This is a genomic window from Mesorhizobium sp. M0909 (genome assembly GCF_040319515.1).
GTDB lineage: Bacteria > Pseudomonadota > Alphaproteobacteria > Rhizobiales > Rhizobiaceae > Mesorhizobium.
Genome location: NZ_JAMYOA010000003.1, coordinates 117,691 through 144,445 on the forward strand (window position 1 = coordinate 117,691; position 26,755 = coordinate 144,445).

At 62.2% G+C, this 26,755-nt stretch carries 26 protein-coding genes and 1 tRNA gene; 16 read left to right on the forward strand and 11 right to left on the reverse strand.

From position 1 onward, the window contains the following. Positions 1–33: 33 nt before the first annotated feature. The 4 genes from NKH83_RS05125 to NKH83_RS05140 form a co-directional block, all read right to left on the reverse strand. Entirely contained in the window at positions 34–1,197 is a 1,164-nt protein-coding gene (locus NKH83_RS05125; RefSeq protein WP_352480313.1) for an isovaleryl-CoA dehydrogenase, read from the reverse strand. A 48-nt stretch (positions 1,198–1,245) separates the two neighbouring features. Next, positions 1,246–1,908, reverse strand: a complete 663-nt coding sequence (locus NKH83_RS05130; RefSeq protein WP_352480314.1) for a TetR/AcrR family transcriptional regulator — start codon at positions 1,906–1,908, stop codon at positions 1,246–1,248. A gap of 130 nt (positions 1,909–2,038) precedes the next feature. Beyond that, positions 2,039–2,317, reverse strand: a complete 279-nt coding sequence (locus tag NKH83_RS05135) for an acylphosphatase (protein ID WP_352647285.1) — start codon at positions 2,315–2,317, stop codon at positions 2,039–2,041. A gap of 90 nt (positions 2,318–2,407) precedes the next feature. Further along, positions 2,408–3,520 carry a pyridoxal phosphate-dependent aminotransferase gene (locus NKH83_RS05140; protein WP_352480315.1) on the reverse strand — a complete coding sequence of 371 codons (1,113 nt, stop codon included), beginning with the start codon at positions 3,518–3,520 and terminating at the stop codon, positions 2,408–2,410. Positions 3,521–3,640: 120 nt separating this feature from the next. Here NKH83_RS05140 and NKH83_RS05145 point away from each other — a divergent pair, with 120 nt between their 5' ends. Further along, positions 3,641–5,320, forward strand: a complete 1,680-nt coding sequence (locus NKH83_RS05145) for a tetratricopeptide repeat-containing sulfotransferase family protein (RefSeq protein WP_352480316.1) — start codon at positions 3,641–3,643, stop codon at positions 5,318–5,320. A 416-nt stretch (positions 5,321–5,736) separates the two neighbouring features. Here the strand turns inward: NKH83_RS05145 and NKH83_RS05150 are convergent, their stop codons facing one another. Beyond that, a complete protein-coding gene (locus NKH83_RS05150; RefSeq protein ID WP_352480317.1) occupies positions 5,737–6,960 on the reverse strand; it encodes a porin in 1,224 nt (407 codons plus the stop codon). A 450-nt stretch (positions 6,961–7,410) separates the two neighbouring features. On the opposite strand from NKH83_RS05150, the gene NKH83_RS05155 reads away from it, so the two are divergent. Beyond that, a tRNA-Ser gene (locus tag NKH83_RS05155) sits at positions 7,411–7,501 on the forward strand. A 4-nt stretch (positions 7,502–7,505) separates the two neighbouring features. Here the strand turns inward: NKH83_RS05155 and NKH83_RS05160 are convergent. After that, complete coding sequence (locus NKH83_RS05160; RefSeq protein WP_352802384.1) at positions 7,506–8,447, reverse strand: alpha/beta fold hydrolase; 942 nt, start codon at positions 8,445–8,447, stop codon at positions 7,506–7,508. Positions 8,448–8,789: 342 nt separating this feature from the next. Then, on the reverse strand, positions 8,790–10,829 hold the full coding sequence (locus tag NKH83_RS05165) for a lytic transglycosylase domain-containing protein (RefSeq protein ID WP_352802741.1): 2,040 nt from the start codon (positions 10,827–10,829) through the stop codon (positions 8,790–8,792). A 226-nt stretch (positions 10,830–11,055) separates the two neighbouring features. On the opposite strand from NKH83_RS05165, the gene dapA reads away from it, so the two are divergent. The 4 genes from dapA (at position 11,056) to NKH83_RS05185 (ending at position 13,899) form a co-directional block, all read left to right on the forward strand. After that, on the forward strand, positions 11,056–11,937 hold the full coding sequence (dapA, locus tag NKH83_RS05170; protein WP_254820184.1) for a 4-hydroxy-tetrahydrodipicolinate synthase: 882 nt from the start codon (positions 11,056–11,058) through the stop codon (positions 11,935–11,937). Positions 11,938–11,962: 25 nt separating this feature from the next. Further along, positions 11,963–12,442, forward strand: a complete 480-nt coding sequence (gene smpB, locus NKH83_RS05175) for an SsrA-binding protein SmpB (RefSeq protein WP_006202221.1) — start codon at positions 11,963–11,965, stop codon at positions 12,440–12,442. A 103-nt stretch (positions 12,443–12,545) separates the two neighbouring features. Further along, positions 12,546–13,274: a GH25 family lysozyme gene (locus NKH83_RS05180; protein ID WP_352802387.1), complete on the forward strand. Its 729-nt coding sequence runs from the start codon at positions 12,546–12,548 to the stop codon at positions 13,272–13,274. 103 nt (positions 13,275–13,377) lie between these two features. Then, positions 13,378–13,899: a hypothetical protein gene (locus tag NKH83_RS05185; protein WP_352802389.1), complete on the forward strand. Its 522-nt coding sequence runs from the start codon at positions 13,378–13,380 to the stop codon at positions 13,897–13,899. Between the two features lie 30 nt (positions 13,900–13,929). Here NKH83_RS05185 and NKH83_RS05190 read toward each other — a convergent pair whose 3' ends face one another. Next, positions 13,930–14,607: a uracil-DNA glycosylase gene (locus NKH83_RS05190; protein WP_352802391.1), complete on the reverse strand. Its 678-nt coding sequence runs from the start codon at positions 14,605–14,607 to the stop codon at positions 13,930–13,932. Next, complete coding sequence (locus tag NKH83_RS05195) at positions 14,604–15,185, reverse strand: LabA-like NYN domain-containing protein (RefSeq protein ID WP_292657898.1); 582 nt, start codon at positions 15,183–15,185, stop codon at positions 14,604–14,606. Before NKH83_RS05195 ends, NKH83_RS05190 begins: the two co-directional genes overlap by 4 nt. A 279-nt stretch (positions 15,186–15,464) precedes the next feature. On the opposite strand from NKH83_RS05195, the gene rpoZ reads away from it, so the two are divergent. The 9 genes from rpoZ (at position 15,465) to era (ending at position 22,987) form a co-directional block, all read left to right on the forward strand. Further along, positions 15,465–15,866 (forward strand): DNA-directed RNA polymerase subunit omega, encoded by a 402-nt coding sequence (gene rpoZ / locus NKH83_RS05200; RefSeq protein WP_023677773.1) that lies wholly within the window; start codon positions 15,465–15,467, stop codon positions 15,864–15,866. Positions 15,867–15,977: 111 nt separating this feature from the next. Beyond that, entirely contained in the window at positions 15,978–18,206 is a 2,229-nt protein-coding gene (locus tag NKH83_RS05205) for a RelA/SpoT family protein (RefSeq protein WP_254820189.1), read from the forward strand. Positions 18,207–18,235: 29 nt separating this feature from the next. Beyond that, on the forward strand, positions 18,236–18,814 hold the full coding sequence (gene pyrE, locus NKH83_RS05210) for an orotate phosphoribosyltransferase (RefSeq protein ID WP_352802392.1): 579 nt from the start codon (positions 18,236–18,238) through the stop codon (positions 18,812–18,814). Between the two features lie 95 nt (positions 18,815–18,909). Next, positions 18,910–19,290 (forward strand): VOC family protein, encoded by a 381-nt coding sequence (locus tag NKH83_RS05215; RefSeq protein ID WP_352802394.1) that lies wholly within the window; start codon positions 18,910–18,912, stop codon positions 19,288–19,290. Between the two features lie 225 nt (positions 19,291–19,515). After that, positions 19,516–20,097, forward strand: a complete 582-nt coding sequence (locus NKH83_RS05220; protein ID WP_254820192.1) for a DUF2062 domain-containing protein — start codon at positions 19,516–19,518, stop codon at positions 20,095–20,097. Next, positions 20,094–20,507 carry a holo-ACP synthase gene (acpS, locus tag NKH83_RS05225; RefSeq protein ID WP_254820193.1) on the forward strand — a complete coding sequence of 138 codons (414 nt, stop codon included), beginning with the start codon at positions 20,094–20,096 and terminating at the stop codon, positions 20,505–20,507. Before NKH83_RS05220 ends, acpS begins: the two co-directional genes overlap by 4 nt. Positions 20,508–20,584: 77 nt before the next feature. Then, positions 20,585–21,334 carry a signal peptidase I gene (gene lepB / locus NKH83_RS05230; RefSeq protein WP_352508500.1) on the forward strand — a complete coding sequence of 250 codons (750 nt, stop codon included), beginning with the start codon at positions 20,585–20,587 and terminating at the stop codon, positions 21,332–21,334. A gap of 4 nt (positions 21,335–21,338) precedes the next feature. Further along, entirely contained in the window at positions 21,339–22,064 is a 726-nt protein-coding gene (gene rnc, locus NKH83_RS05235; RefSeq protein ID WP_352802396.1) for a ribonuclease III, read from the forward strand. Beyond that, entirely contained in the window at positions 22,061–22,987 is a 927-nt protein-coding gene (gene era, locus NKH83_RS05240; RefSeq protein WP_023677765.1) for a GTPase Era, read from the forward strand. The genes rnc and era overlap by 4 nt, the downstream gene beginning before the upstream one ends. A 46-nt stretch (positions 22,988–23,033) precedes the next feature. On the opposite strand, the gene NKH83_RS05245 is transcribed toward era, so the two are convergent. Both NKH83_RS05245 and NKH83_RS05250 read right to left on the reverse strand, forming a co-directional pair. Next, entirely contained in the window at positions 23,034–24,545 is a 1,512-nt protein-coding gene (locus NKH83_RS05245) for a winged helix-turn-helix domain-containing tetratricopeptide repeat protein (RefSeq protein WP_352802398.1), read from the reverse strand. 57 nt (positions 24,546–24,602) lie between these two features. After that, a complete protein-coding gene (locus NKH83_RS05250; protein WP_352802400.1) occupies positions 24,603–25,025 on the reverse strand; it encodes a CPBP family intramembrane glutamic endopeptidase in 423 nt (140 codons plus the stop codon). Positions 25,026–25,791: 766 nt separating this feature from the next. Here NKH83_RS05250 and NKH83_RS05255 point away from each other — a divergent pair. After that, positions 25,792–26,493 (forward strand): antitoxin Xre/MbcA/ParS-like domain-containing protein, encoded by a 702-nt coding sequence (locus tag NKH83_RS05255; RefSeq protein WP_352802402.1) that lies wholly within the window; start codon positions 25,792–25,794, stop codon positions 26,491–26,493. The last annotated feature ends 262 nt before the right edge of the window (positions 26,494–26,755 follow it).

Consider the following 26,755-nt stretch of genomic DNA (forward strand, 5'->3'; position numbering starts at 1 on the left):
CATGGCTTCTGGCAAAAGTTCAAAAGGATGCCATTAGGCGCTCTCCGCCATGATTTCCCGCCCGATCAGCCAACGGCGGATTTCGCTGGTGCCGGCGCCGATCTCGTAGAGCTTGGCGTCGCGCAGCAGCCGGCCGGTCGGGTAGTCGTTGATGTAGCCATTGCCGCCCAAAAGCTGGATGGCCTCGAGCGCCATCAGCGTCGCCTTTTCGGCGGCGAAGAGAATACAGGCGGCAGCATCCTTGCGGGCCGTCTCACCGCGATCGCAGGCGGCGGCCACGGCATAGACGTAGGCGCGCGCCGCGTTCATCGTCGCATACATGTCGGCGAGCTTGCCTTGCACGAGCTGGAATTCGCCGATTGGCTGGCCGAACTGCTTGCGCTCGTGCACGTAAGGTATCGCTACATCGAGGCACGCAGCCATCAGCCCGATCGGCCCGCCGGCCAGCACGGCGCGTTCGTAGTCGAGGCCCGACATCAGCACCTCGACACCGCGCCCTTCCTCGTGCAGCACATTGTCGAACGGCACTTCGACATTCTCAAACACCAGCTCGCCGGTGTTCGAGCCGCGCATGCCGAGCTTGTCGAGCTTTTGCGCCACGGAAAAACCGGCAAAGGCTTTTTCGACGATGAAGGCGGTGATGCCGCGCGAATTGAGTTCCGGATCGGTCTTGGCGTAGACGACCAGCGTCTCGGCATCCGGTCCGTTGGTGATCCACATTTTGGTGCCGTTGAGCACATAGCGGTCGTTGCGCTTTTCGGCGCGCAGGCGCAGCGACACCACATCGGAACCGGCACCCGATTCCGACATCGCCAGTGCGCCGACCTTTTCGCCGCTGCAGAGCGAAGGCAGATATTTTTCCTTCTGCGCCTGCGTCGCCCAGCGATTGATCTGGTTGACGCAGAGGTTGGAATGGGCGCCGTAGGAGAGGCCGACCGAGGCCGAGGCGCGCGAAATCTCCTCCATCGCCACAACATGGGCGAGATAGCCCATGCCGCTGCCGCCGAAATCAGGATCGGCGGTGATGCCGAGCAGGCCGAGCCCGCCGAGCTCCACCCACAAATGCGCCGGGAATTCGTTCGTGCGGTCGATCTCGGCGGCGATTGGCGCGATTTTCTCCTGGGCGAAGCGCCGCACCAGGTCGCGCAGCGCCTCGATGTCTTCGTCAAACCCGAAGTTGAGCGTATGCGTGTACATGCCGTTCCTCCCGGCGCACGACCCCGAAAATCGGGATCATGCGCGAAATCAAAGTGCTAGAGCGTCCTTTGCGCGCTCGAATGGACGCACAGTGCCGTGGCTCGTCCTCGCGCCATCGCTCTTTGCTCCGACAAGCCGCATTGTCATTGCTAGATATGTAGCGGTGACTTCGGCGATCGACAGCCGTTCGCCCGGCCGGAACCAGACGATGACGCCGGTCATCATCTGGATCAACGCCATGGCGGTGAGCCCGGTGTCTTCGATGCTGAACAGGCCCGCTTCGACGCCGTCGCGCAGGATGGTGCGCAGTTCCTTCTCGTAGGCCGTGCGCATGCGCAGGATCTGCGTGAGTTTTTCGTGTGACAGGCTGCGCAGCTCCATGTTCGAAACATGGGTGGAATGGCGGCGTTCGATATGGAAAGCGATGTGGTTTTCGACATAGGCGGCGAGCCGCGCTGCCGGATCGGCGCCGACAGGGCGTGTTGCGCGCCACGCCTCGATCAAGCCTTCCATATGCTCATGCATCAGCGTGAACAGAAGATCCTGCTTGGTCGGGAAGTAGCGGTAAAGCGCCGCTGCCTGGACGCCAACCTCGGCCGCCAGCTGGCGCATCGACATCGCCTCGTAGCCGAGACGCGCAATCAGGCTGACCGCCGCCTCGCGGACCGCAGCTTCGGTCTTTTCTCCGTGGGAGCCGGTCGTACGCGCCATGACGCAAAGCAATAAAACAAACGTTCAATTAATTCAAGGGCGGAGGCATGTGCGGCAGTAGCTTCAGGTTTGCTCTATCTGCACCCGGGAATTTTGTGCGATGGAAGCGAATGAGCAGGATCGTGCTTTGCTAGGCAACAATCCTGAATCCCGCGGACGTGTTGCGTGCCTCGAGGTCCTCGACATCGACCTTCGAAACTGCTGCCCCTGGCGGCCCTTGCCAAAGCCGTTCGATCATTGTCGAGACCGCCGCACCGGTCCCGGCAATCAAGGCTGTCACCGAGCCGTCAACTTCGTTGCGCACCCACCCGGCGAGGCCAAGCGCCGACGCCTCGCGCCGCGCCCAGACCCGGTAGCTGACGCCTTGCACCTTGCCATATATGCGTACCTGTACAGTGCGGTCGGTCATCGCGCTCTCCATCCTCTGAGTCGAGTCTGGTGCATCGCCGTGCAAATTCAACCACGCTGCCGCCAGTCAGCCACATAGGGCGAAGGCTCTTCAGTTCCCCCGTGCTGCCGCCAGTGCGCCGGGCAGTTCCTCGGCAAAAATGTCGAGCTCATGGTCGAGGCCGACGCTGACCCGGATGCAGCGATCGAGCACCGGCACCATCGGCTTGCGGATGAACACGTCGCGCGCCAACAGCGCCTGCAGCACCTTCAGCGCGAAAGCACCGTCGCGGCCGCAGTCGATGGTGACGAAATTGGTCGCCGAAGCCAGCGGCTTCAGCCCGTTCGCCTCGGCTATTCCGGCGATGCGCCGGCGGCCGGAGGCGACCCGCGCCACCACGCTTTCCAGCCAGGCCTGATCGGCAAGCGCCTCGACGCCGGCGATCTGCGCCATGCGGCTGACGCCGTAGTGGTTGCGGATCTTTTCGAAGTCGCGAATCACTTGGGCCTCGGCCACTGCATAGCCGCAGCGCATGCCGGCCAGCCCATAGGCCTTGGAGAAGGTGCGCATGCGGATGACGTTCGGCCGCGCGGTATCGATCGGCGGCAGCGCCGAGGCCGGTGCCAATTCGCCATAGGCCTCGTCGAGCACCAGCATTGTGGTTTCCGGCAACGCCTCGATGAAGCGGCCGAGTTCGGCGGCTTCCCACCAGCTGCCCATCGGATTGTCCGGATTGGACAGGTAGACAAGCGGCGCCTTTTCCCTGGCGACCGTCGCCAGCAGGCCGTCGAGGTTTTCCCGATCGTTCTCGTAGGGCACTGCGACCAATCGGCCGCCGACGCCGGCAACATGAAAGTTGAAGGTCGGATAGGCGCCGAGCGAGGTCACCACCGCGTCGCCGGGCGCCACATACATGCGCGCAACCAGGCTGAGCAGCCCGTCTATGCCTTCGCCGATGACGACGTTTTCGGCGCCGACGCCGAGATGCCTGGCTGCGGCTACCTTCAAATCGTGATTGTCGGGGTCGCAATACATCCACATGTCGCCGGCAATCCCGGCCATGCGGGCGACGACGCGCGGCGAGGGACCAAAGCTGCTCTCATTGGCGCCGATGCGGGCGCGGAAGGCGCGGCCGCGATCACGCTCCTGCGCCTCCGGGCCGACAAACGGCACCGTGGAGGGAAGCGCACTGATGATTGGCGTGAGGGGAGGGCGCTGGCGCATGGCAAAGGCTCGTTCGAAAAGGGCCTTCTTGCTAGCGCGGCGCAGTTGGCCGCGCAAGCTCCCGCCTTGGCTGCAACCAGCATGCTGGATTCCCCCCGCTCTTTTTGCTAGCGAGATATTATGAACAATCGACTCCCGCCTGCTTGGTCAAAGCACATCAAGCCGGGACCCGCGCCGAAAGCGAAGGTGCCGATAGCGAAGCCTTTAGCGAGCCCGCAGAAAGGAAACGCCCAATCGCGTGCGCAGGCCGACGACGCGCTGCTGAAACAGGCATATGCCCTTCAGCAGGCTAAGCGGCTCGACGAGGCTCAGGACCTGTGCCTTCGGGTTCTGGCGCGCACGCCGAACCATCCGCTCGCCTTGTACATTTTGGGGACCTTATATCTTGGTTATGATGATGAGAGGGCCTTGCGATGTTTCGCACGGGCGGTCGGCGAGGAGCCTAAAAACCCTTACTACCACCTCAGCCTGGGCGAGGCCTATGCCAAGGTCAGCGAGTATTCGCCCGCAATCAGGCATATGCAGTATGCGTTGGAACTGCAGCCCGGCCTTATCGAAGCACTTTGTGCATTGGGGCGCACTTACACGGCGTTTGACAAACCCGACATGGCTTTACCGCTTTACGAGAAGGCGCTGAAAATCAACCGCGATCATCCCAAGGTGCGAGCCGGGCTGGCCAGCGCGCTCAGCGGCCTGGGGCGTATGGATGAAGCCGCCGTCTATCTGAAAGAAGCGATCGATCGGCGTATTGGGGTGCCGGCTGCCTACAACGACCTTGTACAGACACGAAAGTTCACCGAGGAGCCCGAGGAGCTCCAATCCATCCTTCGTGAACTCGGTAATCCGAAGCTTGGTTCGGAAGGCGCGCAGCAACTCCATCACGCCGCCGGCAAGGTGCTAAACGACCTCAAGCGCTATGATGAAGCATTCGACCATTTCAACAGGGCGAAACAGGCCTCCGGCTACAAATTCGATATCGACTTTTATCGTCGGTGGATCGATTCGATGATTGAAATCTTCACGCCGGACTTTTTGGCTGCCAGGGCCGGCTATGGAAATCCTTCCGAAGTGCCCGTGTTTGTGGTTGGCATGCCCCGCTCGGGGACGACGCTCACCGAGCAGATTTGCGCCAGCCATCCCGATGTCCATGGTGCAGGGGAGCTTAGCAAACTGAGGCGGGTCGCGAATGCGATCGGCCTCAAGACATCATCGGCTGGAGATTTGAACCAGGCAGTGATGTCGATCACGGAAGTCCTGTCCAGAACGCTGGCCGAAGAGCATCTGTCCTATTTGCGGGAGCGGGCGCCTGCCGCGCTTCGCGTCGTGGATAAGACGCCACACAATTTCGAACTGATCGGCCTTATCGGCCTTCTCTTCCCCAACGCACGCATCATTCATTGCCGTCGTGACGCCATCGACAATTGCGTCTCCTGCTTTGTCCTCAACTTCAGCGAGGCACACAGCTATAATACCGACTTGCGAACACTAGGCCTGTACTATCGCGAATATGACCGCCTGATGCGGCATTGGAACGAGATTTTTCCGGGCCTTATCTTCGAAAACCGCTACGAAACGCTGGTTGAGGACCAGGAAGCGCAGTCACGCCGCCTCATAGATTACCTCGGGCTGCCGTGGGATGACGCCTGCTTGCGCTTTTTCGAGAGGAATGGTTCGGTCAACACGCCCAGTCGCTGGCAGGTTCGTCAACCGATTTATAAATCGTCGGTCAAGCGCTGGAAGAATTATGAAAACGAAATTCAGCCGCTGATACAGTCGTTGGGGGATCTTGCAGAGATTTGACTTGAGGATGGCGGTCCGCAGTGCGTGGGCGCGCAAGCGCATAGGCTTAGCCGATCTTCAGCCTGCCGGACATCTCCCCCACGAGGGGGAGATTGGTGTCATTGCGGCTTTCGCCAGTCTCCGACGTTGATGAACAGGCGCTGTCAGCGGAGCTGCCGATCTCTCTCCTTGTGGGGGAGATGCCACCATTTTGGCAAAGAGGGGCAGGACAGAGGGGGGCGCGAAGGATCGCTGCTGCTTTCATTCTGCGCAGCCGATCGGCTTCCAACCTGTCAAAAATCACAGACCGAGATCCAGCACAGAACGACCATGGCCAGCATTGGCGGCGCCATGCATCACTCAGCTTGGCACCCCACCCCCATACGAAAAAACCCGGCGGTTGCCCGCCGGGTTCAATATTGGTCAGGTCGAACTTGTTAGAACGAGCGCTGGAAGCGGAGGAGGCCGCCAATGCTGTCCTTCTTGTCCGCACTGGTCCAGTTGACGTTGGTGTAGCTGGCCGGATCGTTAAACCGCCCGTAGTGGTCCCAGTCAACTTCGGCGGTGATCGTCAGGCCCGGAACGATGTCGTAGGCGATGTTCGCCGCGACGGCATAGTTCTTGTCGTCATCAGCCGAAGCCTGCACGTTGAACGAGGTCTTCTCGTTGATCTTGTAGGTGCCGCCACCCCAAACCGCCCAGTTGCCGCCCCACTGCTTGTAGAAGCCGCGGCCGAAGGCGTCGATGGCGTTACCTGGGTCATTGAGATTGTCGTCGGTGCCGTAGCCGGCCATGATGAACAGCGAAAGCGCGTCGGTCGCGTTCACGTCGAGGCGAACCTTACCGGCAACTTCTTCGTAGTTGCTGTCGTAGGCGATGACGCCGGTGATCGCACCCCAGCCCTGCGTCCACTTCAGGCCGCCGACGACATGCGGAACGTAGCTGTCGATGGTCCCAACGCGGCCCGCGCCCTGCTCGAGCGAAGCCACGGCCGAGAAGCCGTTGCCGAAATCGAAGTAGTACTGGACGACGTTGGTGTCGAAATCACCGTAAGGAACCAGCGTATCCTGGATGACGCTGCCGGCGTAGCCGATGAACGTGTTGAAGGCCGATTCGTCCTTACCGACGCGCAGACCACCGAGCTGAATCCAGGCGAAGTTCAGCGAAACGCCCTTGTTTTCGGCGTCATTGTTGACAGTGACCGTCTCACCTGGCAGCGGGGGCAGCGGACCCGGGCCGTCCGGATCGGGACCGGGGACGTATGTGCTGCTGACGTGTCGGTTCCGGTTGCCGAAGTTGAACCGGGTCTCGGTGTAGGTCTTCAAGGTGCCGAGCTCGGTTTCCTGGCCGGTCCAGGTCTTCAGGTTGAAGCGGGCGTTCTTGGAGTAGGTGTCCTGGATATCGCCATCTTCGTGATCGAAATTCTCAGCACCGTCGAACGAGCCGACGTCGCCGATGCCGATGTCGTAGCGGACATAGCCGCCGATGCGCAGGCAGGTTTCGGTGCCGGGGATGTAGAAGTAGCCAGCGCCGTAGACGTCGCAGATCTTGACGTATTCTGCGGGTTCCGGCTCGGCGACGACGACGGCGTCGGCGGCGCGAGCACCGGATACTGCGATCAGCGCCGCAGCGGAGCCGAGAAGCAGGCTCTTGATGTTCATTTTCTGACCTCCAGTCAAAAGTTAAAAAACGGGTCTGGGTATTCTTTGCTGAAGGACAGCGTTCCCTGCCCCATCCCCACTACCGAAAAAGATGCGCACCGCGCCGCTCCTTCAAACCCGACATTACCCATGAGGCGGCGTCGTTCAACCACGATCGTACCGGCAAAAGGTTTGTGGTGGCGCTATCGCCGAGCGTTGTTGCACAAATGACACGATTTGGCCTCACTCCGAAAGCTCCCATTAACTATCAGGCCCCATGCAACCCCGCATTCCAGCCAATTCCGGCAATGGCCCGCCCAAACTGTGACCATGGACCGACTCAACAGCCAGGGAATTGCCGCAGAATCGCCTCAAGCCACAGGTGGCACTTTGGCGGAGGCCCGATTTTTCGACGATAGTGACACCAGCTTGTTGATTGTGGCGGCGCTTTTCTTTATCCACCGGCGCAACGGAGAGGTGGCCGAGTGGTCGAAGGCGCTCCCCTGCTAAGGGAGTAGAGGTCAAAAGCTTCTCGTGGGTTCGAATCCCATCCTCTCCGCCATCGCTCAACTCGGTGCAGCACTGCCCAATAAATTCCTCAGTTCTCGAGCGTTACTTCGCGCCAGTCCCGCCGCTCCGCCCGATCGAAAAAAACCAGCGATGCTGCCCGGCAGGCTGCCGGTCTCCAGAAACGGTGCATGCCCCTGGCCGTCGGCAGTGATCGTCTCGATATCGGTATGGCGCGTCTGCATCTGCTCGAGCGTTTCGGCGGACAGCAGCTTCGAGTTGGCGCCGCGTATCACGAGCATCGGGACCGCCGCCAGCGCGTCGAACTGCGGCCACAGATCGGGCAGCGGCCGGCTGGGATCGAGGCCCGTTAGCGTCTCGACCAGTTTCGGATCAAAATCGGGCAAAAACCCCTCCTTGGTCTCGCGGTAGAGGGCTGACGCCATCCGCTCCCAATCCGCATCGGTCAGCGCCGGAAAATCCGCGCCATGGGTGCCGCGCAGGCTGCGGACCACCTCTGCGTACGCCCTTGGCCTGGGCGTGGGGTCGAGATAGGAGCGGATATGGGCGAGACCTTGCGCCTCGATCACCGGGCCGATGTCGTTGAGGACGATGGCCTTCAGCACGGCCGGCCGCATCGCCGCGAGCACATGGATGATCAGTCCGCCGCGCGACGTGCCGATGAAGGCAGCCTCCTCGATGCTCAGCGCCGCCAGCCCGGCGAGAATATCACCCGCTTCGATGCCGACATTGTAGTGGCCGATATCGGCATCGTAGGCGGACTGCCCGCGCCCGCGATAGTCGAAAGCGACGACCTTGCGCTTCGCCTGCACTGATAGAAAAAGCGCCAGCTCATGAAAATCACGGCAATTGCGGGTCAGGCCGGGCAGGCAAACGACTGGCCAATGGCCGGAATTCGCTTCGCCGTAGATGCGGGCGTGCAGGGACAGCCCGTCCGGCGCGGCGTAGAAGAAATCGGAAAAACCCTGCTCGATTGCCATATGGACCGCTTCCTCGCAGTTGCCGGATCGTTCCCGACTGCTACAGGCGAGGGCAGAGACGGTCAAATCGAAGCGTCGGCGCTGAGAATCTTCGAGATGTCGGCGGGACAGCGCCCCCTCTGTCCTGCCGGACAGCGCCCCCTCTGTCCTGCCGGACATCTCCCCCTCAAAGGACCCTCAAAGGGGGGAGATCGGCCATCATCTCCGTTTTCGATAACATCCCAAGTTGCAGAAAAGTACCCCTCAGCGAAGCTGCCAATCTCCCTACTAGAGGGGGAGATGTCCGGCAGGACAGAGGGGGGCGCGAAGGATCGCAGCCTGACTTGGCTTGAAGCCCGGCCGTCACCCCCGGCCGTTCACCAGATCCCCGACAATGTCGTATTTGCCGGAAATGCGCATCTTGTAAACCTCGTAATTCTCCATCACGCGCTGGACGTAACTTCTTGTTTCCGTATAGGGAATTCGCTCGATCCAGTCGACGATGGCGTCGACGTCCTTGCCGCGCGGATCGCCGTATTTCGCCACCCACTGGGCGGCGCGGGTGGGGCCGGCATTGTAGCCTGCGAAGGTCAGCACGTAGGAGCCATCGAAACGGCCGAGCTGCTCGCCGAGAAAGGCAGCGCCCAGCGTTGCATTGTAGCCGGCATCGGTGGTCAGCCGGGCCTGAGAAAATGTCATCCCGGCCTTCTTCGCCAATTGCTTGGCGGTGCCCGGCATCAGCTGCAGCAGTCCGCGCGCGCCGGCGCTGGAGACGGCGCCGATGTTGAATTCGCTTTCCTGCCGGGCAATCGCATAGGCCAGCGCCTTGCCCGAGCCGGAGACGTTGGCGGTGTCGGGAATTACGCCGAGCGGATGTGACAGCGCGCCGACGTCGATGCCGCGGGCGCCGGCGATCTTGCCGACCTTCAGCGCCATGAAATGGTTGCCTTGTCTTTCCGCCAGCGCCGCAAGCAGCGCAAGTTCGCCGGGGCTGTTCAGCTGCCCGGCAAGGTCGCGGTAGAGCGTTTCGGCGTAGCGGTCATAGCCGGCCTCCTGCAGCCGCTTGATGGCGCTGACCGCCTCGCGGGTGGCAAAATTCCGGCGGTCGGCGGCACTTGGCTGGGGGTAGACGATGTTGAGGGTCTGCCGACCGACGCGCTCGCCGGCGAGCTGGCCGTAAAAGGTCGTGCCGTAGCTGGCGGCGCGGCTGAAATAATCCTTGGCATTGCCGGGCCCGCCGACTTCAGCGGCGCGGCCGAGCCAGTAATAGGCGCGCGACAGCGACATCGGCCCCTGGGCGAGCTCCGCGATTCGCGCAAAATGCTTGGCGGCGGTGCCGGGATCGTTGAGGCCGCGCAGCGCGTACCAGCCGGCGTGGAATTCCGCCTCGGCGGCATTGGCGGCACTTTCGGCGGCGTGCGCGGCGACTATTCTGTAGGCGGTCTTCATGTCGCCCTGGTCGACCAGCTCGCGCGACAGCACCCGGCGCTCGACCCACCAGGCGTCCGGATCGACCAGCGCGTCACGGTCGCCCGGCGCTTTCATCACCAGCGCGGCGGCGTCGGAAAATTTCTGCTGCTTGCGCAGATATTCGGCTTCGGCAAAGAGATAGCCGGCCGCCCGCTGCGCTGTCGGCACCGCCTTCAGCAGCTTGGCCGCGTTCTTGTCGCCTTTGGTGACTGCCGCCCAGGCGTCGGCCAATTGCTGGGCGCCGGCGAGACCGGCGACGCGCAGCGCCGAAGCGACCCGGTCGGCATAGAACATGCGCTCCATGCGGAAGCGATGGTCGGCGGCCGGGATCAGCGCGCCGAACTCGCGGATGACCGCCGCCTCGTCCCTGGCTTCGAGCTTTTCGGTGCGCCAGAATGGCGACAGCACCGAGCGCGCCGCCTTCGTATCGCCCAGCGCTACATAGGAGCGGGCCAGGATCACCACGCCCTCGAAGGTCAGCGGCTGGCTGCCATCGAACGCCCGCACCACGACATGTGGCGCGGGGTTCTCGCGATAGAGCGCGCGCTCGCTGTTCTTGCGCAAGGCGATCGTGCCTGGCCAGTTCGGCAGCATCTTCGCGGCATCGGCGATGTCGCCGCTCGGCACCTGGTCGCCACCATAGAGCGCTATCGCCCAGGCAAGGATGTGCCGATCGAGCGATTTGGCCGGCAGCGCCTCGCGCACCTGGCGCGCGCGCTGAATGTCGTTTGCCGCCAGCGCGTCGAGACCGCTCTTCAGCACCGCAACGCTGGCGGAGGGCGACGGGGACTGCGGCAGCGCATCGTTGTCCGGCGCCGTCATCGGGATCGCCGACGTGACCCGCATATCGACGCTGCCGCCGATCGCCGCGCCGGGTATCAGCGCGACGATCGCGCCGAAAAGCGCGAAAAGATGAGGCCGCCTGGCCGGCATGGATCTGGTCATTTCCTGTTCTTCGACGTTACAACAGGCACAGTTGAACCGAAGCCTATTCGTCGGTGGTGAAGGGCCCGTAAAGAAACTTTGTCGAGGTCGTTCGAATTGCGATTGCCGGCGCAATGCTTGCCGCGCAACAATGTCGAGACTATGGTGCGCCGCTTCGCTTTCGGCTAGAAGGCGCGCACGACAAAACCCGAAAGGCCCCAAGGAGTTGGACGACATGCTGAGAGGCTCGCTGACCGCGCTCGTTACACCGTTCGAAAAGAGCGGCCGTTTCGACGAGAAAGCCTTTCGCGCGTTCATCGCGTGGCAGATCGCCGAAGGCACGACGGGCGTGGTCCCGGTCGGCACCACCGGCGAGTCGCCGACGCTGTCGCATGACGAGCACCGCCAAGTCGTCAAGGTTTGCATCGAGGTCGCCAAGGGCCGGGTTCCGGTCGTCGCCGGCGCCGGCTCCAACAACACCGAAGAGGCGGTCGGCCTGGTTCAGTATGCCGAGAAGGCGGGCGCCGACGCGGCCCTTGTCGTCACGCCCTATTACAACAGGCCGACGCAGCGCGGCCTCTATGCGCATTTCGCCGCCGTCGCCAAGGCGACCAGCCTGCCGATCATCATCTACAACATTCCACCGCGCTCGGTGGTCGACATGAGCCCGGAGACGATGGGGCAATTGGTACACGACTTCAAGAACATCGTCGGCGTCAAGGATGCTACCGGCAAGGTCGAGCGGGTTTCAGAGCAGCGCGCCACTTGCGGTAAGGATTTCATCCAGCTCTCCGGCGAAGACGCCTCGGCACTCGGCTTCAACGCGCATGGCGGTGTCGGTTGCATCTCGGTGACAGCAAATGTCGCGCCCAGGCTCTGCGCCGAATTCCAGGAGGCAACGCTTTCCGGCGACAGCGCCAAGGCGCTCGACCTGCAGGACCGTCTGTTACCGCTGCATAAGGCGATTTTCATGGAGCCCGGCGTTTCCGGCGCGAAATATGCGCTGTCGAAGCTGGGCAAGGTCGAAAACGTGCTGCGCTCGCCGCTAATGACGGTCGAGCCGTCGACCGCCGAGAAGATCGACGCGGCGATGAAGCACGCCGGCTTGATAAACTAGGGATGAGGCGCCACCTCTCCGCATCATGAATCAAGTCAGAAAAGCCGATCCCAACAACAAGACCGTTGCGGAAAACCGCAAGGCGCGGTTTTCCTATGAGGTGCTCGACACGATCGAGGCCGGCCTGGTGCTGACCGGTACCGAAGTGAAATCGCTGCGCCAGGGCCAGGCCAACATCCAGGACAGCTACGCCTCGGTCGAGGGCGGCGAGATCTGGCTGATCAACTCCTATCTGCCGGAATACCTGCAGGCCAACCGCTTCAACCACGAGCCACGCCGCCGCCGCAAACTCCTGCTCAACAAGCGCGAGATGGCCAAGCTGTCGCAGAGCGTCGACCGCGAAGGCATGACGCTGGTGCCGCTGAAGATCTACTTCAACGACCAGGGCCGTGCCAAGCTGCTGCTCGCCGTTGGCCGTGGCAAGAAATTGCACGACAAGCGCGAGACCGAAAAGCAGCGCGACTGGTCGCGCGAGAAGGGCCGGCTGCTGAAAGAGCGAGGGTGAGGGGCGGTCCGAAGCGGAGGAAAGCCAATGATTTGGCTTTTCGAGCGACGAACGCCCGGAGCCATAGCGGCGGGCAGGGCGGACCAATGGGGATAGGTCTCTGTTGAAAAACCGGATCGTCTTGTGGGGTGCTGCCGGTCTGCTCATGGCGGGCCTCATCCTGGCCGGCGGCTATACCTACTTTCAGACGTTTTCTCCGGATCGCGGCAAATATCCGATCAGGGGCATCGACGTTTCCCACCATCAGCGGCAGATCGACTGGCGGCGTGTTGCCGCCGACGATGTCGCCTTCGCCGTTATCAAGGCAACTGAAGGCGGCGACCATGTCGATGATGCCTTCGCGGGCAATTTGCGTGCGGCCCGCGCCGCCGGCCTTGCCGTCGGCGCCTATCACTTTTTCACCTTCTGCAGGCCCGGTGCCGATCAGGCACGCAACTTCATCTCGGTGGTGCCGCGCGATCAGCCTTTGCTGCCGCCGGTGGTAGACATCGAGTTCGGCGGCAATTGCCCGCAGCGCCCAACTCCCGAACAGCTGAGCGCCGAACTCTCAGCCTTCCTCGGCCCGGTCGAAGCAGCGTTCGGCAAGACGGCGATCCTCTATGTGACCGACGAGGCCGCGCAAGCCTATGCCGGGCAGGTAGCCGGCCGCCCGCGCTGGCTGCGTTCGCTGGCGCTGCGGCCAGGCCATGACGACTGGATTTACTGGCAGTACCACAACCGGGGCCGCGTCGACGGGATCAGCGGCGACGTCGACCTGAATGTCCTCCAAGGCGGGCCGGCGACGCTGGCCGCGTTGTTTGCCGCAGAGCCTGAAGCGACGGCATCGGATTGACGCTATTCCTGTCCGCCCGAAAGCACCCTCAAAGGCGCGATGACGGGAACGACGAAGCCTTCGCCAATTCATATCGCAGGTGGCGCTGTGCTAAGTACATTTGATGCCGGAGCGCCCTTCATCAACCAATGACAGCAACGCCCCGCCTGCTGCGACGGACGGCGGCGATCCCCGCCTGGCATTTGTCTACGCGGAGGCAGTGCGTGGCCTCCAACACCAGCAGGGCGTGGCTGAAAGTCTCAATACGCGCGCCGGCAATCTGATTTTTGCAACTGCGTTCGCGAGTTCTCTCCTTGGAGGCAGGGCGCTCCTGGATGGCGTAGGGCCTTGGGACTGGCTGGCACTGACATTGCTTTTTCTTATCGGACTGCTGGTCGCGATTATGGTGTGGCCGTATTATAACTATACGTTCCGTTTCGATCCAGAGAAGCTGCTCCACGACTTCGTCGATCAGCACCCTCCCGCAACCCTGGACGGGATGCACCGAGCGCTTGCGCCGCGCATCAAATCCGACATGGCCAGCAATTGGCGGATCATCCAACGCCTGCGCGTCGCGCTGCAGCTCGCACTGTTTCTGTGGTTGCTGGATCTCCTGGCCTGGTTGTTCGCGATCGCCCGAATCTAGGGCTCGTGCTCTGGCAGGCGTCGTCCGACTCTATGTCTTCAGAAAAGCTTCTATCTCACTGAAGACGTCGACGAACATCGCTTCCGTCAACACGCCGGTATTGGTGTTGTAGCGCGAGCAATGATAGCTGGAAAACAGCGTGATGCCATTGGCCTGCTGCTGCCCACCATGCCGGAACGGATAGGCGGCAACGCGTTGGCCGAGCGCCCGCACGGTCGACTGGTGCGCGATCGAGCCCAGCGCCAGCACAGCGCGCAGATTTGGAAACCGCGCGATCGTCGGCACCAGGAACGTCCGGCAGGTCGCTATCTCGGCGCCAACCGGCTTGTTATCCGGCGGCACGCAGCGCACCGCATTGGTAATCGCCGTACCGACAAGCTCCAGCCCGTCATCTGGTCGCGCTTTGAATTCGCCGCGCGCAAAGCCGTGCGCGATCAGCGTGTTGTAGAGCAGGTCGCCGGCAAAATCGCCGGTGAAGGGGCGCCCCGTCCTGTTCGCCCCGCGCAAGCCAGGCGCCAGGCCGACGATCAGCAAGCGCACCGCGTCCTCGCCCTCCGGCGGCAAAAAGGTCGGCACCGGCGCGTTGAACCAGGACGGCTCGCGCCGCCGCCACTCGGCGATGAAGTCGTGCAGCCGCGGGCAGAGCGGGCAATCGCGATCGGGTTCGGGCGAGACGACCAGGGGCGCGGTCAAGGCAACGACCGTCAATAGTCTTCCTCGTCGACTTCGGCCGGTTCGGGCCGACGCACCGGCCGCTCCGACGGATCGCGGCCGACTTCGTTCTTGAGTGTCATCAGGTCAATGAAATGGTCGGCCTGGCGGCGCAGATCGTCGGAGATCATCGGCGGCTGCGAAGCCATCGTCGAGACGATCGACACCTTGCGCCCGCGCCGCTGCAGCGCCTCGACCAGCGTACGGAAATCGCCGTCGCCTGAGAAGATGACATAATGATCGACGACGTCGGCAAGCTCCAGCGCATCGACGGTCAGCTCGATATCCATATTGCCCTTGATCTTGCGCCGGCCGGTCGAGTCGGTGAATTCCTTGGCCGGCTTGGTCACCACCTTGAAGCCGTTATAATCGAGCCAGTCGATCAGCGGACGTATCGAGGAGTATTCCTGATCCTCGACCAGCGCGGTGTAGTAATAGGCGCGCAGCAGATAGCCGCGTTTCTGGAAGCTCGACAAAAGTTTGCGGTAGTCGATGTCAAAGCCCAGCGCGCGCGAGGTCGCGTAGAGATTTGCACCGTCGATAAAGAGAGCGATTTTTTCACGAGGATCGAACATGGAAAAATGTCCTTTTTCGAAATAAGCGATCGTCTAAATGCGTGGCGACTATCGGCCGGTCTGATAATAGACCTGTTGGCCTTCATCGTTCGAGATAACGCCAGTTTTACGGCAATCCAAGGCACCATGCCGCACTGCAAGCAATTGTGATCGGCGCTGTGTCGTCGCAGGCGGCCCGCGTCGGAGCTGCGCACCGCCATAAAAGCTTGTATTTTGGCGGCGTTCGGGTTATGGACCGCGCCTGTTTTCCATCAAATCCAGGCATGAAAGGGGCAACTCATGGCCCGCGTAACCGTTGAAGATTGCATCGACAAGGTCGACAACCGCTTCGAGCTGGTGCTCCTGGCCGGCCACCGCGCCCGTCAGATCAGCCAGGGCGCGCAGATCACCGTGCCGCGCGACAACGACAAGAACCCGGTCGTTGCGCTCCGCGAAATCGCCGAAGAGACGCTGTCGCCGGACGACCTCAAGGAAGATCTCATCCATTCGCTGCAGAAGCATGTCGAGGTCGATGAGCCGGAAGCCGATGGCGAGGCGATTGCCGACCAGACCGGCAGCGCCGTTGCGGCCACCGATGCCGACGACGCCGAGGACAACGTCACCTTCGATCGCATGACCGAAGAAGACCTGTTGGCCGGCATCGAAGGTCTGGTGCCGCCGGAAAAAAGCGACGATTATTGATCTTAGCGACAACTGCCGACACTTTCCCGTCGGCGGTTTCGTGGCTATCTATGACATGCGCCGTACGCCAGTGCGGCGCATGATTCATTTCAGCATTGCGAGATCCCGCCCATGATGCGTCAGTATGAGCTTGTCGAGCGCGTCCAGCGCTACAAGCCTGACGTCAACGAGGCGCTGCTCAACAAGGCCTATGTCTACGCCATGCAGAAGCATGGCCACCAGAAGCGCGCTTCCGGCGACCCCTATTTCTCGCATCCGCTCGAAGTCGCCGCCATCCTCACCGAAATGCATATGGACGAGGCGACGATCGCCGTTGCCTTGCTGCATGACACGATCGAGGACACCACGGCGACCAGGGCCGAGATCGACGAATTGTTCGGCCCGGAAATGGGCAAGCTGGTCGAAGGCTTGACCAAGCTGAAGAAGCTCGACCTCGTCTCCAAAAAGGCCGAGCAGGCGGAGAACCTACGTAAGCTGTTGCTGGCGATCTCGGAAGACGTTCGCGTGCTGCTCGTCAAGCTCGCCGACCGCCTGCACAACATGCGCACGCTCGACCATGTGCCGGAAGCCAAGCGCCTGCGCATCGCCGAGGAAACGATGGATATCTATGCGCCGCTGGCCGGGCGCATGGGCATGCAAGGCATGCGCGAGGAGCTCGAGGAGATCGCCTTCCGCTTCATCAATCCGGAAGCCTACCGCGCCGTCACCGCACGGCTGGCCGAAATTTTCGAGCGCAACAAGGGCGTGCTGTCCGAAATCGAGAAGGCGCTCTCCACGCTGTTCGACAAATATTCGATCAAGGCCGAGGTCAAGAGCCGGCAGAAGAAGCCGTGGTCGGTGTTCCGCAAGATGGAAGCCAAGGCGTTGTCGTTCGAGCAGCTGTCCGACATCTTCGGCTTTCGCGTCGTCGTCGATACGGTCGAGGACTGCTACCGGGCGCTCGGCGCCATCCACACCACCTGGTCGATGGTGCCCGGCCGCTTCAAGGACTACATCTCCACGCCGAAGCAGAACGACTACCGCTCGATCCACACCACCATCGTCGGCCCGTCGCGCCAGCGCGTCGAATTGCAGATCCGCACCTACCAGATGAACAAGATCGCCGAATACGGCGTCGCCGCTCATTCGATCTATAAGGATACCGGCGGCAAGATGAATGGTGCCGCCCATGCGATCTCGAAGGAAACCAATGCCTATGCCTGGCTGCGGCGCACCATCGAGCAGCTTGCCGAAGGCGACAACCCCGAGGACTTCCTCGAAAACACCAAGCTGGAACTGTTCCAGGACCAGGTGTTCTGCTTTACGCCGAAGGGCATGCTGATCGCGCTGCCGCGCGGCGCCACGCCGATCGACTTTGCCTATGCCGTCCACACCGATGTCGGCGACACTTGCGTCGGCGCCAAGGTCAATGGCCGCATCATGCCGCTGATGACGGAGCTGAAGAACGGCGACGAGGTCGAGATCATCCGCTCGAAGGCGCAGGTGCCGCCTGCGGCATGGGAATCGGTGGTGGTTACCGGCAAGGCGCGGTCGGCCATCCGCCGCGCCACCAAGAACGCTATTCGAAAGCAATATTCAGGTCTCGGTATCCGCATTCTGGAGCGCGCCTTCGAACGGTCCGGCAAGACCTTCACCAAGGAAAGCCTGAAGCCGGTGCTGCACCGGCTGGCGCGCAAGGACATCGAAGATGTGCTGGCCGCGGTCGGCCGAGGCGAAGTTGCCTCCACCGATGTCATGAAGGCGGTGTTTCCCGACTACAAGGACGAGCGCGTCACGCTGGTCGCGCCCAAGCAGCGCGAGGAGGGCTGGTCGAAGATCCGCAACGCCGCCGGCATGCTGTTCCAGATTCCGGGCCGCGCCGCGCGCAAGGACAAGAACCAGCCGCGCGACGATGCGGTGCCGATCCGCGGCGTGCGCGGCGATTTGCCGGTGCGCTTCGCGCCGGAAGGGGCAGTGCCAGGCGATCGCATCGTCGGCATCGTGCAGCCGGGAACCGGTATCACCATCTATCCGATCCAGTCGCCGGCATTGCAGGCCTTTGACGACCAGCCCGAGCGCTGGATCGACGTGCGCTGGGATATTGACGAGCGCACCAAGGAGCGGTTCCCGGCGCGCGTCTCGGTCACCGCCATCAACGCGCCGGGTTCGCTAGCCGACATTGCGCAAGTCGTCGCATCCAACGATGCCAACATCCACACTTTGTCGATGGTGCGCACCGCGCCCGATTTCACCGAAATGCTGATCGATCTCGAAGTATGGGACCTCAAGCACTTGAACCGGCTGCTGTCGCAGCTAAAGGACAATTCGAGCGTCAGCGACGCGCGACGCGTCAACGGCTAGACCACCAACTTTGTTGGAAGAGGCAGAAGATGAACACCGACGAAGTGCTGGGCATTTTCCGCGAGGCCGGCGCCGTTCTTGAAGGGCATTTCATCCTGACGTCCGGCCTGCGCAGCCCGGTCTTCCTGCAGAAGGCGCGCGTTTTCATGCATGCCGACAAGACCGAGCGCTTGTGCAAGGCGCTCGCCGAAAAGATCCGCACTGGCGTGCCCGGCAGGATCGACTACGTCGTCGGCCCGGCGATCGGCGGGCTGATCCCGGCCTATGAGACCTCGCGCCATCTTGGTGTGCCGGCGATCTGGGTCGAGCGGGAAGGGGGCGAATTCAGGCTGCGCCGCTTCGAGATCGCCAAGGGATCGCGCGTCGTCATTGTCGAGGACATCGTCACCACCGGCCTGTCGATCCGCGAGACCATCGACTGTCTGCGCGCACTTGGCACCAATGTCGTTGCCGCTGCGTGCATCATCGACCGCTCGGCCGGTAAGAGCGATGTCGGCGTGCCGTTGATCGCGCTCGCCGAATACGAGGTTCCGGCCTATCCGGCCGACAGGCTGCCGCCCGAGCTTGCCGCCATACCGGCGATCAAGCCGGGCAGCCGCAATATCTAATGCATGTCGCCCAAAGCTTGTCCTCGGGCTTGAACCGAGGATGTGCAGCGGTTTTGGGACAAAGAAATGCATAAAACAAGTCAAGAGGCGCTGCCGTGATTGCCGGTATCGACCATTTCGTGCTGACGGTTCGCTCCGTTGAAGACACCTGCGCCTTCTATCAGCGCGTGCTCGGCTTCAAGCGCCTCGACGAGCCGAACCGGCCGACGGCGCTGCTGTTTGGAACGCAAAAGATCAATGTGCATGAGGTCGGGCACACCTTCGAGCCGAAGGCCAAGGCGCCGACGCCGGGCTCCGGGGATTTCTGCTTGATTGCCGCCCGGCCGCTCGCCGAGATATGTGCCAACCTCGCCGCCAATGGCGTGGTGATAGAGGTCGGCCCGGTCGAGCGTGCCGGCGCTCGTGGCGCGATGATGTCGGTCTATTTTCGTGACCCGGACGGCAACCTCGTCGAGGTCAGCGAATATCGACCCTAAGTGGCGCTCCTTAAATTCGCCGCGATCATGCCCTGTTCAGAACGGCGATGCCCAAGGCTGGCGCGACCGGCCACCGAGCGGATGCCCTCGGCCTCGTTGTTCTTCGGCCAGCGCATCGCTATATCAAAGTCGTAGTTGCTTTTCGGCGACCGCAGAGCGCAGCATGGGGCTGTCGCGCCCGGCTGGAGGCGTGAAGCTATTGACGGAACTAGGAACAGGAACAGAGTGCTTTTTCGACGGCGCAAGCCTGATGGTTTCTTAGAGCGGGTGCGTACTTATTTGTGGCCGCGCCGCTCGTTCTCGCGCTCGCTGCGGTATTTTTCCAAGCGCATCCTGCGGCTTAGAGCCACGCCGCATGCCGTGGCCGCCGGTGTTGCGGCGGGCGTATTCGCGTCGTTTTTCCCGCTTGGCTTCCACTTCATCATTGCCGCCATCCTGTGCTGGCTGATCGCCGGCAATCTGGTTGCCGCAGCACTCGGCACGGTCTTCGGCAACCCCCTTACCTTTCCGCTGCTATGGGCCGCCTCCTGGGAGGTCGGCAAGCTGATCCTGCATGAACACCTGCCGGCACACGGACCGCCTGCCCATCTCGGCGACATGCTGCACAATCTTTCCTTCGCGCAATTGTGGGGACCGGTGCTGAAGCCGATGACGGTTGGCGCAATACCGCTCGGCCTGGTTTTCGGGCTGCTGTTTTACGGCATCACCCGCTGGGGCATGGTCACTTTCCAGGAGCAGCGCCGCAAGCGTCTGGCCGAAAGAGCGGCAAAGGCTGGAAAAACCGGGCCGGAAGTTCCTGCCGAATGATTATCGGTATCGGCAGCGATCTCATCGACATCAGACGCATCGAGAAGTCGTTGGAACGTCACGGTCAGCGCTTCATCCAACGCATCTACACCGAGATCGAACAGGCGCGCTCCGAAAACCGCGCGGCGCGTGCGGCCTCCTACGCCAAGCGTTTCGCCGCCAAGGAGGCCTGCGCCAAGGCGTTGGGCACCGGTCTTGCGCAGGGTGTGTTCTGGCGTGACATGGGGGTCGTCAACCTGGCCAGCGGCAAGCCGACCATGGCGCTCACCAACGGGGCGGCAGCGCGGCTGGACGAAATCCTGCCTGAAAGGCACCGAGCCGTGATCCACCTCACCATAACCGATGATTTTCCGCTCGCTCAAGCCTTTGTGATCATTGAAGCGTTGCCGGTCGAAGAAGCGCCACATTGATTGCATCTGACCACCGGCATGACGTTGCCCAGCGCGCGCCGAGACTCTATACCATCCAACCCACAATCGAGGACGACATGAGCGTGGCTGAAAAAACCCAGAAGAAATCCGGTGGACTTGGCGAAACCGTCAGCGTCATCGTCCAGGCGCTGCTGCTTGCGCTGGTCATCCGCACGCTCCTGTTCCAGCCGTTCTCGATCCCGTCCGGGTCGATGCGGCCGACTTTGCTCGAAGGCGACTATCTCTTCGTAACCAAATGGTCCTACGGCTTCTCCCGCTATTCACTGCCATTCGGGCCGAACATCTTTTCGGGCCGCATCTGGGGCTCAGAGCCGAAGCGCGGCGACGTGGTGGTGTTCAAGTTTCCGCCGGATCCTTCTGTCGATTATATCAAGCGCGTCGTCGGCCTGCCGGGCGACAAGATCCAGGTCAAGGATGGCCAGCTCTTCATCAACGACGTGGGCGTGCCGCGCGTCAAGGTCGGGCAGATCGACAACCGCGACATCACCGAGGAGAACGGGCCGGTCGATGTCTATCGCGAGACGCTGCCGAACGGCGTCAGCTACGACACGCTCGACCTGACGCAGGCTTCGATCGGCGACAATACCAAAGAGTTCAAGGTGCCGCCCGGTCACTATTTCATGATGGGCGACAATCGCGACAACTCGTCGGACAGCCGCTTCACCGTCGGCTTCGTGCCGGACGAGAATTTGGTCGGCCGCGCCAACCTCATTTTCTTCTCGATCGGCGGCAGCGCCAGCCCGCTCGAAATCTGGAAATGGCCGTCGCAGATGCGCGCCTCGCGCCTGTTCCATTTCGTCAATTAGGACCATGGCGGCGACGAAACGGCTGACCGCCGATGCGCTCGCCGAGGCGCTCAAGGAGCGCACCGGCCACAGTTTTGGCGACCACCAGCGCCTGCAGCGGGCGCTGACCCATGCCAGTGCTCGCGGCAGTCATGCCGGCGTCGACTACGAACGTTTCGAATTCCTGGGCGACCGTGTTCTCGGCCTTGTCGTTGCCGATATGCTGCTGGCGGCATTTCCCGACGCTGCCGAGGGTGAGCTGTCGCTCAGACTGAACGCCCTGGTCAACGCCGAGGCCCTGGCGGAAATCGCCGATGAGATCGGCCTGCCGGAACTCATTCGCGCCGGTTCGGACGTACGCGGCCTCGATGGGCGCAAGCGCGTCAATCTGCGCGCCGATGCATTGGAATCGCTGATCGCCGTGCTCTATCTCGACGGCGGGTTGGAAGCGGCCCGTGCCTTTATCCACAGATACTGGCAGCCGCGCTCGCAAGCCATTGACGCCGCCCGTCGCGATGCGAAAACCGAACTTCAGGAATGGGCGCATCAGGCGGCGGGCGCAGTGCCGGTTTACATAATCGACAGCCGCGAGGGACCGGACCACGATCCGCTGTTCACCGTCAGTGTGAAGGTCGGCGCCTATCCGCCGGCGACCGGTAGCGGGCGCTCCAAGCGCGAAGCGGAGCAGGCTGCAGCCGCGGCACTTCTGCAGCGGGAAGGCGTCTGGCTCGATCAAGGGAGTGCCGCATGACCGCCACCGAAGCTCCCGCAACAGAAGCGCCCGCTACCCGCTCCGGCTTCGTCGCGCTGATTGGCGCGCCCAATGCGGGGAAATCGACGCTGGTCAACCAATTGGTCGGCGCCAAGGTGTCGATCGTGACACACAAGGTGCAGACCACGCGCGCCATCGTGCGCGGCATTGCCACCCACAACAACGCGCAAATCGTCTTCGTCGACACGCCGGGCATATTCAAGCCGAAGCGCCGGCTGGACACCGCGATGGTGACCACAGCCTGGGGCGGTGCCAAGGACGCCGATATCGTGCTGCTCTTGATCGATGCCGAGCGCGGCATCCGGGGCGATGCAGATGCCATCCTCGAGCGGCTGAAGGATGTCCGGCAGCCGATGGTGTTGATCCTCAACAAGGTCGATCGGGTCAAGCACGAGACGTTGCTTGCATTGTCGGCGGCAGCCAACGAAAGGGTGCCGTTCAAGCGCACCTTCATGGTTTCGGCGCTGACGGGGTCCGGCTGCAAGGACCTGCTCGACTATCTCGCCGAGACCCTGCCGGCCGGACCCTGGTACTACCCTGAAGACCAGATCTCCGACCTTCCGATGCGCCAGCTCGCAGCCGAGATCACCCGCGAAAAGCTCTACCTCAGGCTGCATCAGGAACTGCCTTATTCCTCCCACATCGAGACAGAGAAATGGGAAGAGAAGAAGGACGGGTCGGTGCGCATCGACCAGACAATCTATGTCGAGCGCGACAGCCAGAAGAAGATCGTGCTCGGCCATAAGGGCGAGACGATCCGCGCCATCGGCCAGGCCGCGCGTATGGAGATCGCAGGCATCCTCGAGCAGAAGGTGCACCTCTTCCTGTTCGTCAAGGTGCGCGAGAACTGGGGCGACGATCCCGAGCGCTACCGCGAGATGGGGCTCGAATTTCCGCACTGAGCTATCCAAAGATTTGGCCGATCGGTCGAGCTGTCTGTTGGTCGTCTCAGGATTCTGAGCGGTCCCCAAGTGCCAACGACACACCGTTGGCAAGATGCTCGGCGTCGGACGCGTTTTCGAACGGGATGCCCGTTCTTGCATAGTCGAGCGGTGAGAAATCGGAGCCGTCGGCGTTGATCAGCGCAGCCTGGCGCCTTGCCGCCTGCATGTCGCCGAACTGAGCGTAACAGGCGGCAAGCCGGGTGCGGATCCACGGCGTCGGTAACGTCGCCAGCTCCAGCGCCTCGGCAGCCGTGCGGTATTCGCCCAGCATGTATAGCGCGAGCGCGCGATCGTACTGATACCAATGAGGGTGCAGCGGGTTGATGCGGATAGCGCGCGCCAGCCAGGCGAGCGCGTCGAGCGGCCGGCCGCGCATCGTCAACAGATGCCCCATCTGCTCGATACAGTCTGCGTCGCCCGGATTGAGCTCGAGCGCGATGCGCAAATGATGCTCGGCCGCCTCGTGGTCGCGCATATTGAGCCGCACCAGCGACTGGATGCGGTGTGCCGTTGCCTGGTCCGGCGACAATGCGATGCCCCGGTCGGCCAGGTCGCGGGCCTTCGTCAGCACGGCGTCGCTGCTCGGTCCGAATTCGCTGTTAAGCACATGCGACAGCGCCAGATAGGTGTAGGCGAGGCCATAGGCCGGGTCCCTGACGATAGCAGCCTCGAAAAACGCTGCTGCTTGTTTCAGTTCGCTTTGCGCCGGATCGCGCAGCAAGGCGACGCCGCGCAGCACCAGTTCATGGGCGGCGAGGCTGGCTACCGGCTGCCGCGAGGCACGTTGCAGGCCGGCATTGTTCACCCGAACCACCAGCCGGCCGACGATCTTTTCGACGATCTCCTGCTGGATGGCGGACAGCCCGGCGTAATCGGCCTGGTAGCGATCGCCCCAGAGCTGGGAAGCGCTGGCTGCGTCAACGAGATTGACCGCACAGACGATGCTGTCTGCCTGCCGCCGGACCGAGCCCTCGACGACATAGTCGGCGCCGATGCATGAACGCACGACAGGCCATTCGCCAGGCGAATAGGAGGCAAACGAGAAGCTCGAGTTGCGCGCCAGCACCGTCAACGTGCCGAAGCGGGCGAGGCCATTGATAATGTCTTCGGCAATACCATCGACGATCACTTCGTCGGCCGGATCGGCGCCGTCATTGCGGAATCTGAGCACCGCCACGATCGGCTGGGCGCCGAGTTCGGGCACCGGCTCGATTTCAGGGATCAGCATGTAGCCGCGCTTCGATACGGTCCGTATCGTTTCCTCGCCGAGCACCTTGCGGATCTCGCGAATCGACTGCGTCAGCGAATCCTCGGTGACGAAAACACCCGGCCAGACCGCATCCATCAATTCCGACTTCGGCACCACACGGCCGATGTGGCGGGCGAGATGCGTCAGCAATGCGTAGGCTTTCGGCCGCAGGAAGGCCGGCTGTCCGGCCCGGCCGAGCGTACCTTTGCCCAGATCGAGCGTGAAACCGCCAAACTGAAAAACCTGCTCAGTGGCCGAAACCGCCATCGAAACGGCCCGCTCCCTGCAGCCGTGCCTGTATTGGCCTACGGCTGGAGGGCTTGGTCAAGGTCTGTCGCCGCCGAAAGCGGCGCTTTGGATTTGGACGGCGCCAGCAAGGGCGGGCTGCGTTGCCGGCCTGCGGACGAAGCTCTCGGTGCCGTAGACGGCAACGATCGCGATCGCAGCCACCGCCCAGATCGCAACACCGGTCCATTGCTGCTGCACATGGTCGGCGTCGATGAACGCCTTGCCCAGGAAGCGCACGCTGTTCTGATGGGTGACATGCATCAGAATGGCGAGAAGCACACTGCCGGTGTTCTGATAGAGCCAGGTGAACACCACTGCCGCCAGCACGACGTTGATCGTGCTGTAGAGGCTGAGATCGCCGACCAGGCCGAGCGGAAAATGCCAGATCGCCCAGATCGCGCCGAGGATCAGGCTTCCGACCAGCGCCGAATGCCTTGGCCAACAGACGCGGTGTCGCAAAGCCGCGCCATCCCGGCTCTTCGCCAAGCGGGCCGCTGAAGACCGCATAGAGCGCGATGATCGGCAGTATCTCAGTGACGGCTGGAATGTTGCCCCAGGCCGGCGTCGCCGAGCCGAACAGCGGATTGACCAGGATCGAGGCAAGCTGCGTGCCCAATGGCAGGCCGAATGCCACCAGATACCAGAGCGGAGATACCCGCCACTTCACCATGGAAGCGAGAATGGCCTTGACCGAAGCCCAGCCTCCGGAAAGGGCTGCGATGACGAATCCGGACGCCATCGGGCCGAAGGTAAACCAGGGAATGCTATCGCCATTCGACAGGTAGAATGGGATGAAGGCAAACCAGGTCAGGGCAAGCGCCAACGAAAAGAAGGCAGCCAACTGATGCTGCCGCACCAGGCGCAGGAAAGAAGTCATGTCGGGCCTCTCACGGGCAGATGACAATGAGAGGTCGCCGGGCTGCCCAATCGGTCGACTTGCATTTTGAACAGCCGGCCGAATCATTCCGGGAGGCTATGCGCCGACCACCTCGGTCGACCCGTTTCTTATTGGCACCGGCGCTACGCGAAATCCTGAGCGGGTTCTGAGAAATTTCCGATATTTCATGCAGAACCGGCCAGTCAGACCGGTTGGAACGCCTGCCGACACTGCGGTCGTCCAGCGTTCCCGTTCGTCGTCTCTCCGTCATACACCCTGCCTATAGGCTGTGCGAAGACCCGCTTCCGAGCAAAACCGGGACGGGTAGGCAAACAGCCAGATCAGGACATGACCGGGACTTGGAATCGCATCGACCCCATCCGTCAGGCCGAGTTTGCAAATGCCGTCGCCGTTGAGATCGAGCGCGTGCTGGCGCGGCAAGGCAAGGTCGCGAACAGCGATGCGATCGTAGCGGCAGGTAAGGTCGCCGCCGCCGTTGCCGCCGCCGTCGCTTTGCTTGCGCCGACTGACATCAGGGCAATCGACACCATGCAGGAGACATTGCCCGGCATCGCGTCGCAGTTCGTGCGGATATTGGCTGCCGAAGCTGCGGAACGCAGTGCCCGGACGCGTCTGTCGAGCGCGCACGGAGGCCAAAGGACGGACGTCCAGCCGGCTGGAAGCGGCGACCTCGACGCGATGCGGGTCGAGGACTGGGCCGGTCGGGTCGCCGGGTCGACGTTCCTGCAGCAAAATCTCGGCATATCGCGTTCGACCCTGCATCGCTGGCAGCGGAGCGGCACGGTCGTTGCGTTGCGCACCGGTGGCCGCAAACATGTATTTCCTTTGGCGCAGTTCGTCGACGGCAGGCCCGCGCCGGGTATCAAGGAGGTGTCGTCCGCGATGCCCGATCCGCGGCGTGCCTGGGCGTGGCTGATCGGCCCCGCGCCCGGCCTCGCCGGACGTATTCCCATTGAACTGCTCAAACAGGATCTGGTGTCGGAAGTCGTTCTTGCCGCACAGAACGCAGCGATGGCGAAGTTGGCTTGATCTAGCTGCCAAACGTTAGAAGTCTATTCCAAAAAAGAACACGTAAAAGGAATGTCTGTCGGATTTTCGATCGGTTTGCCGGCTAACGGCATAAGTATATTTTCGTACAATTGTGACAATGTCTCGTTTGTGCCGAGGGAAAATGTGAAGAAAATATGAAGTGATGTTTGTGCAACATTGATTTATTCTGTTATGCAAACATCGATTATTTTTGGAAATGGTCATTGAGACTGGAATGCAGATGAGTATGTTCGCCGCCTGA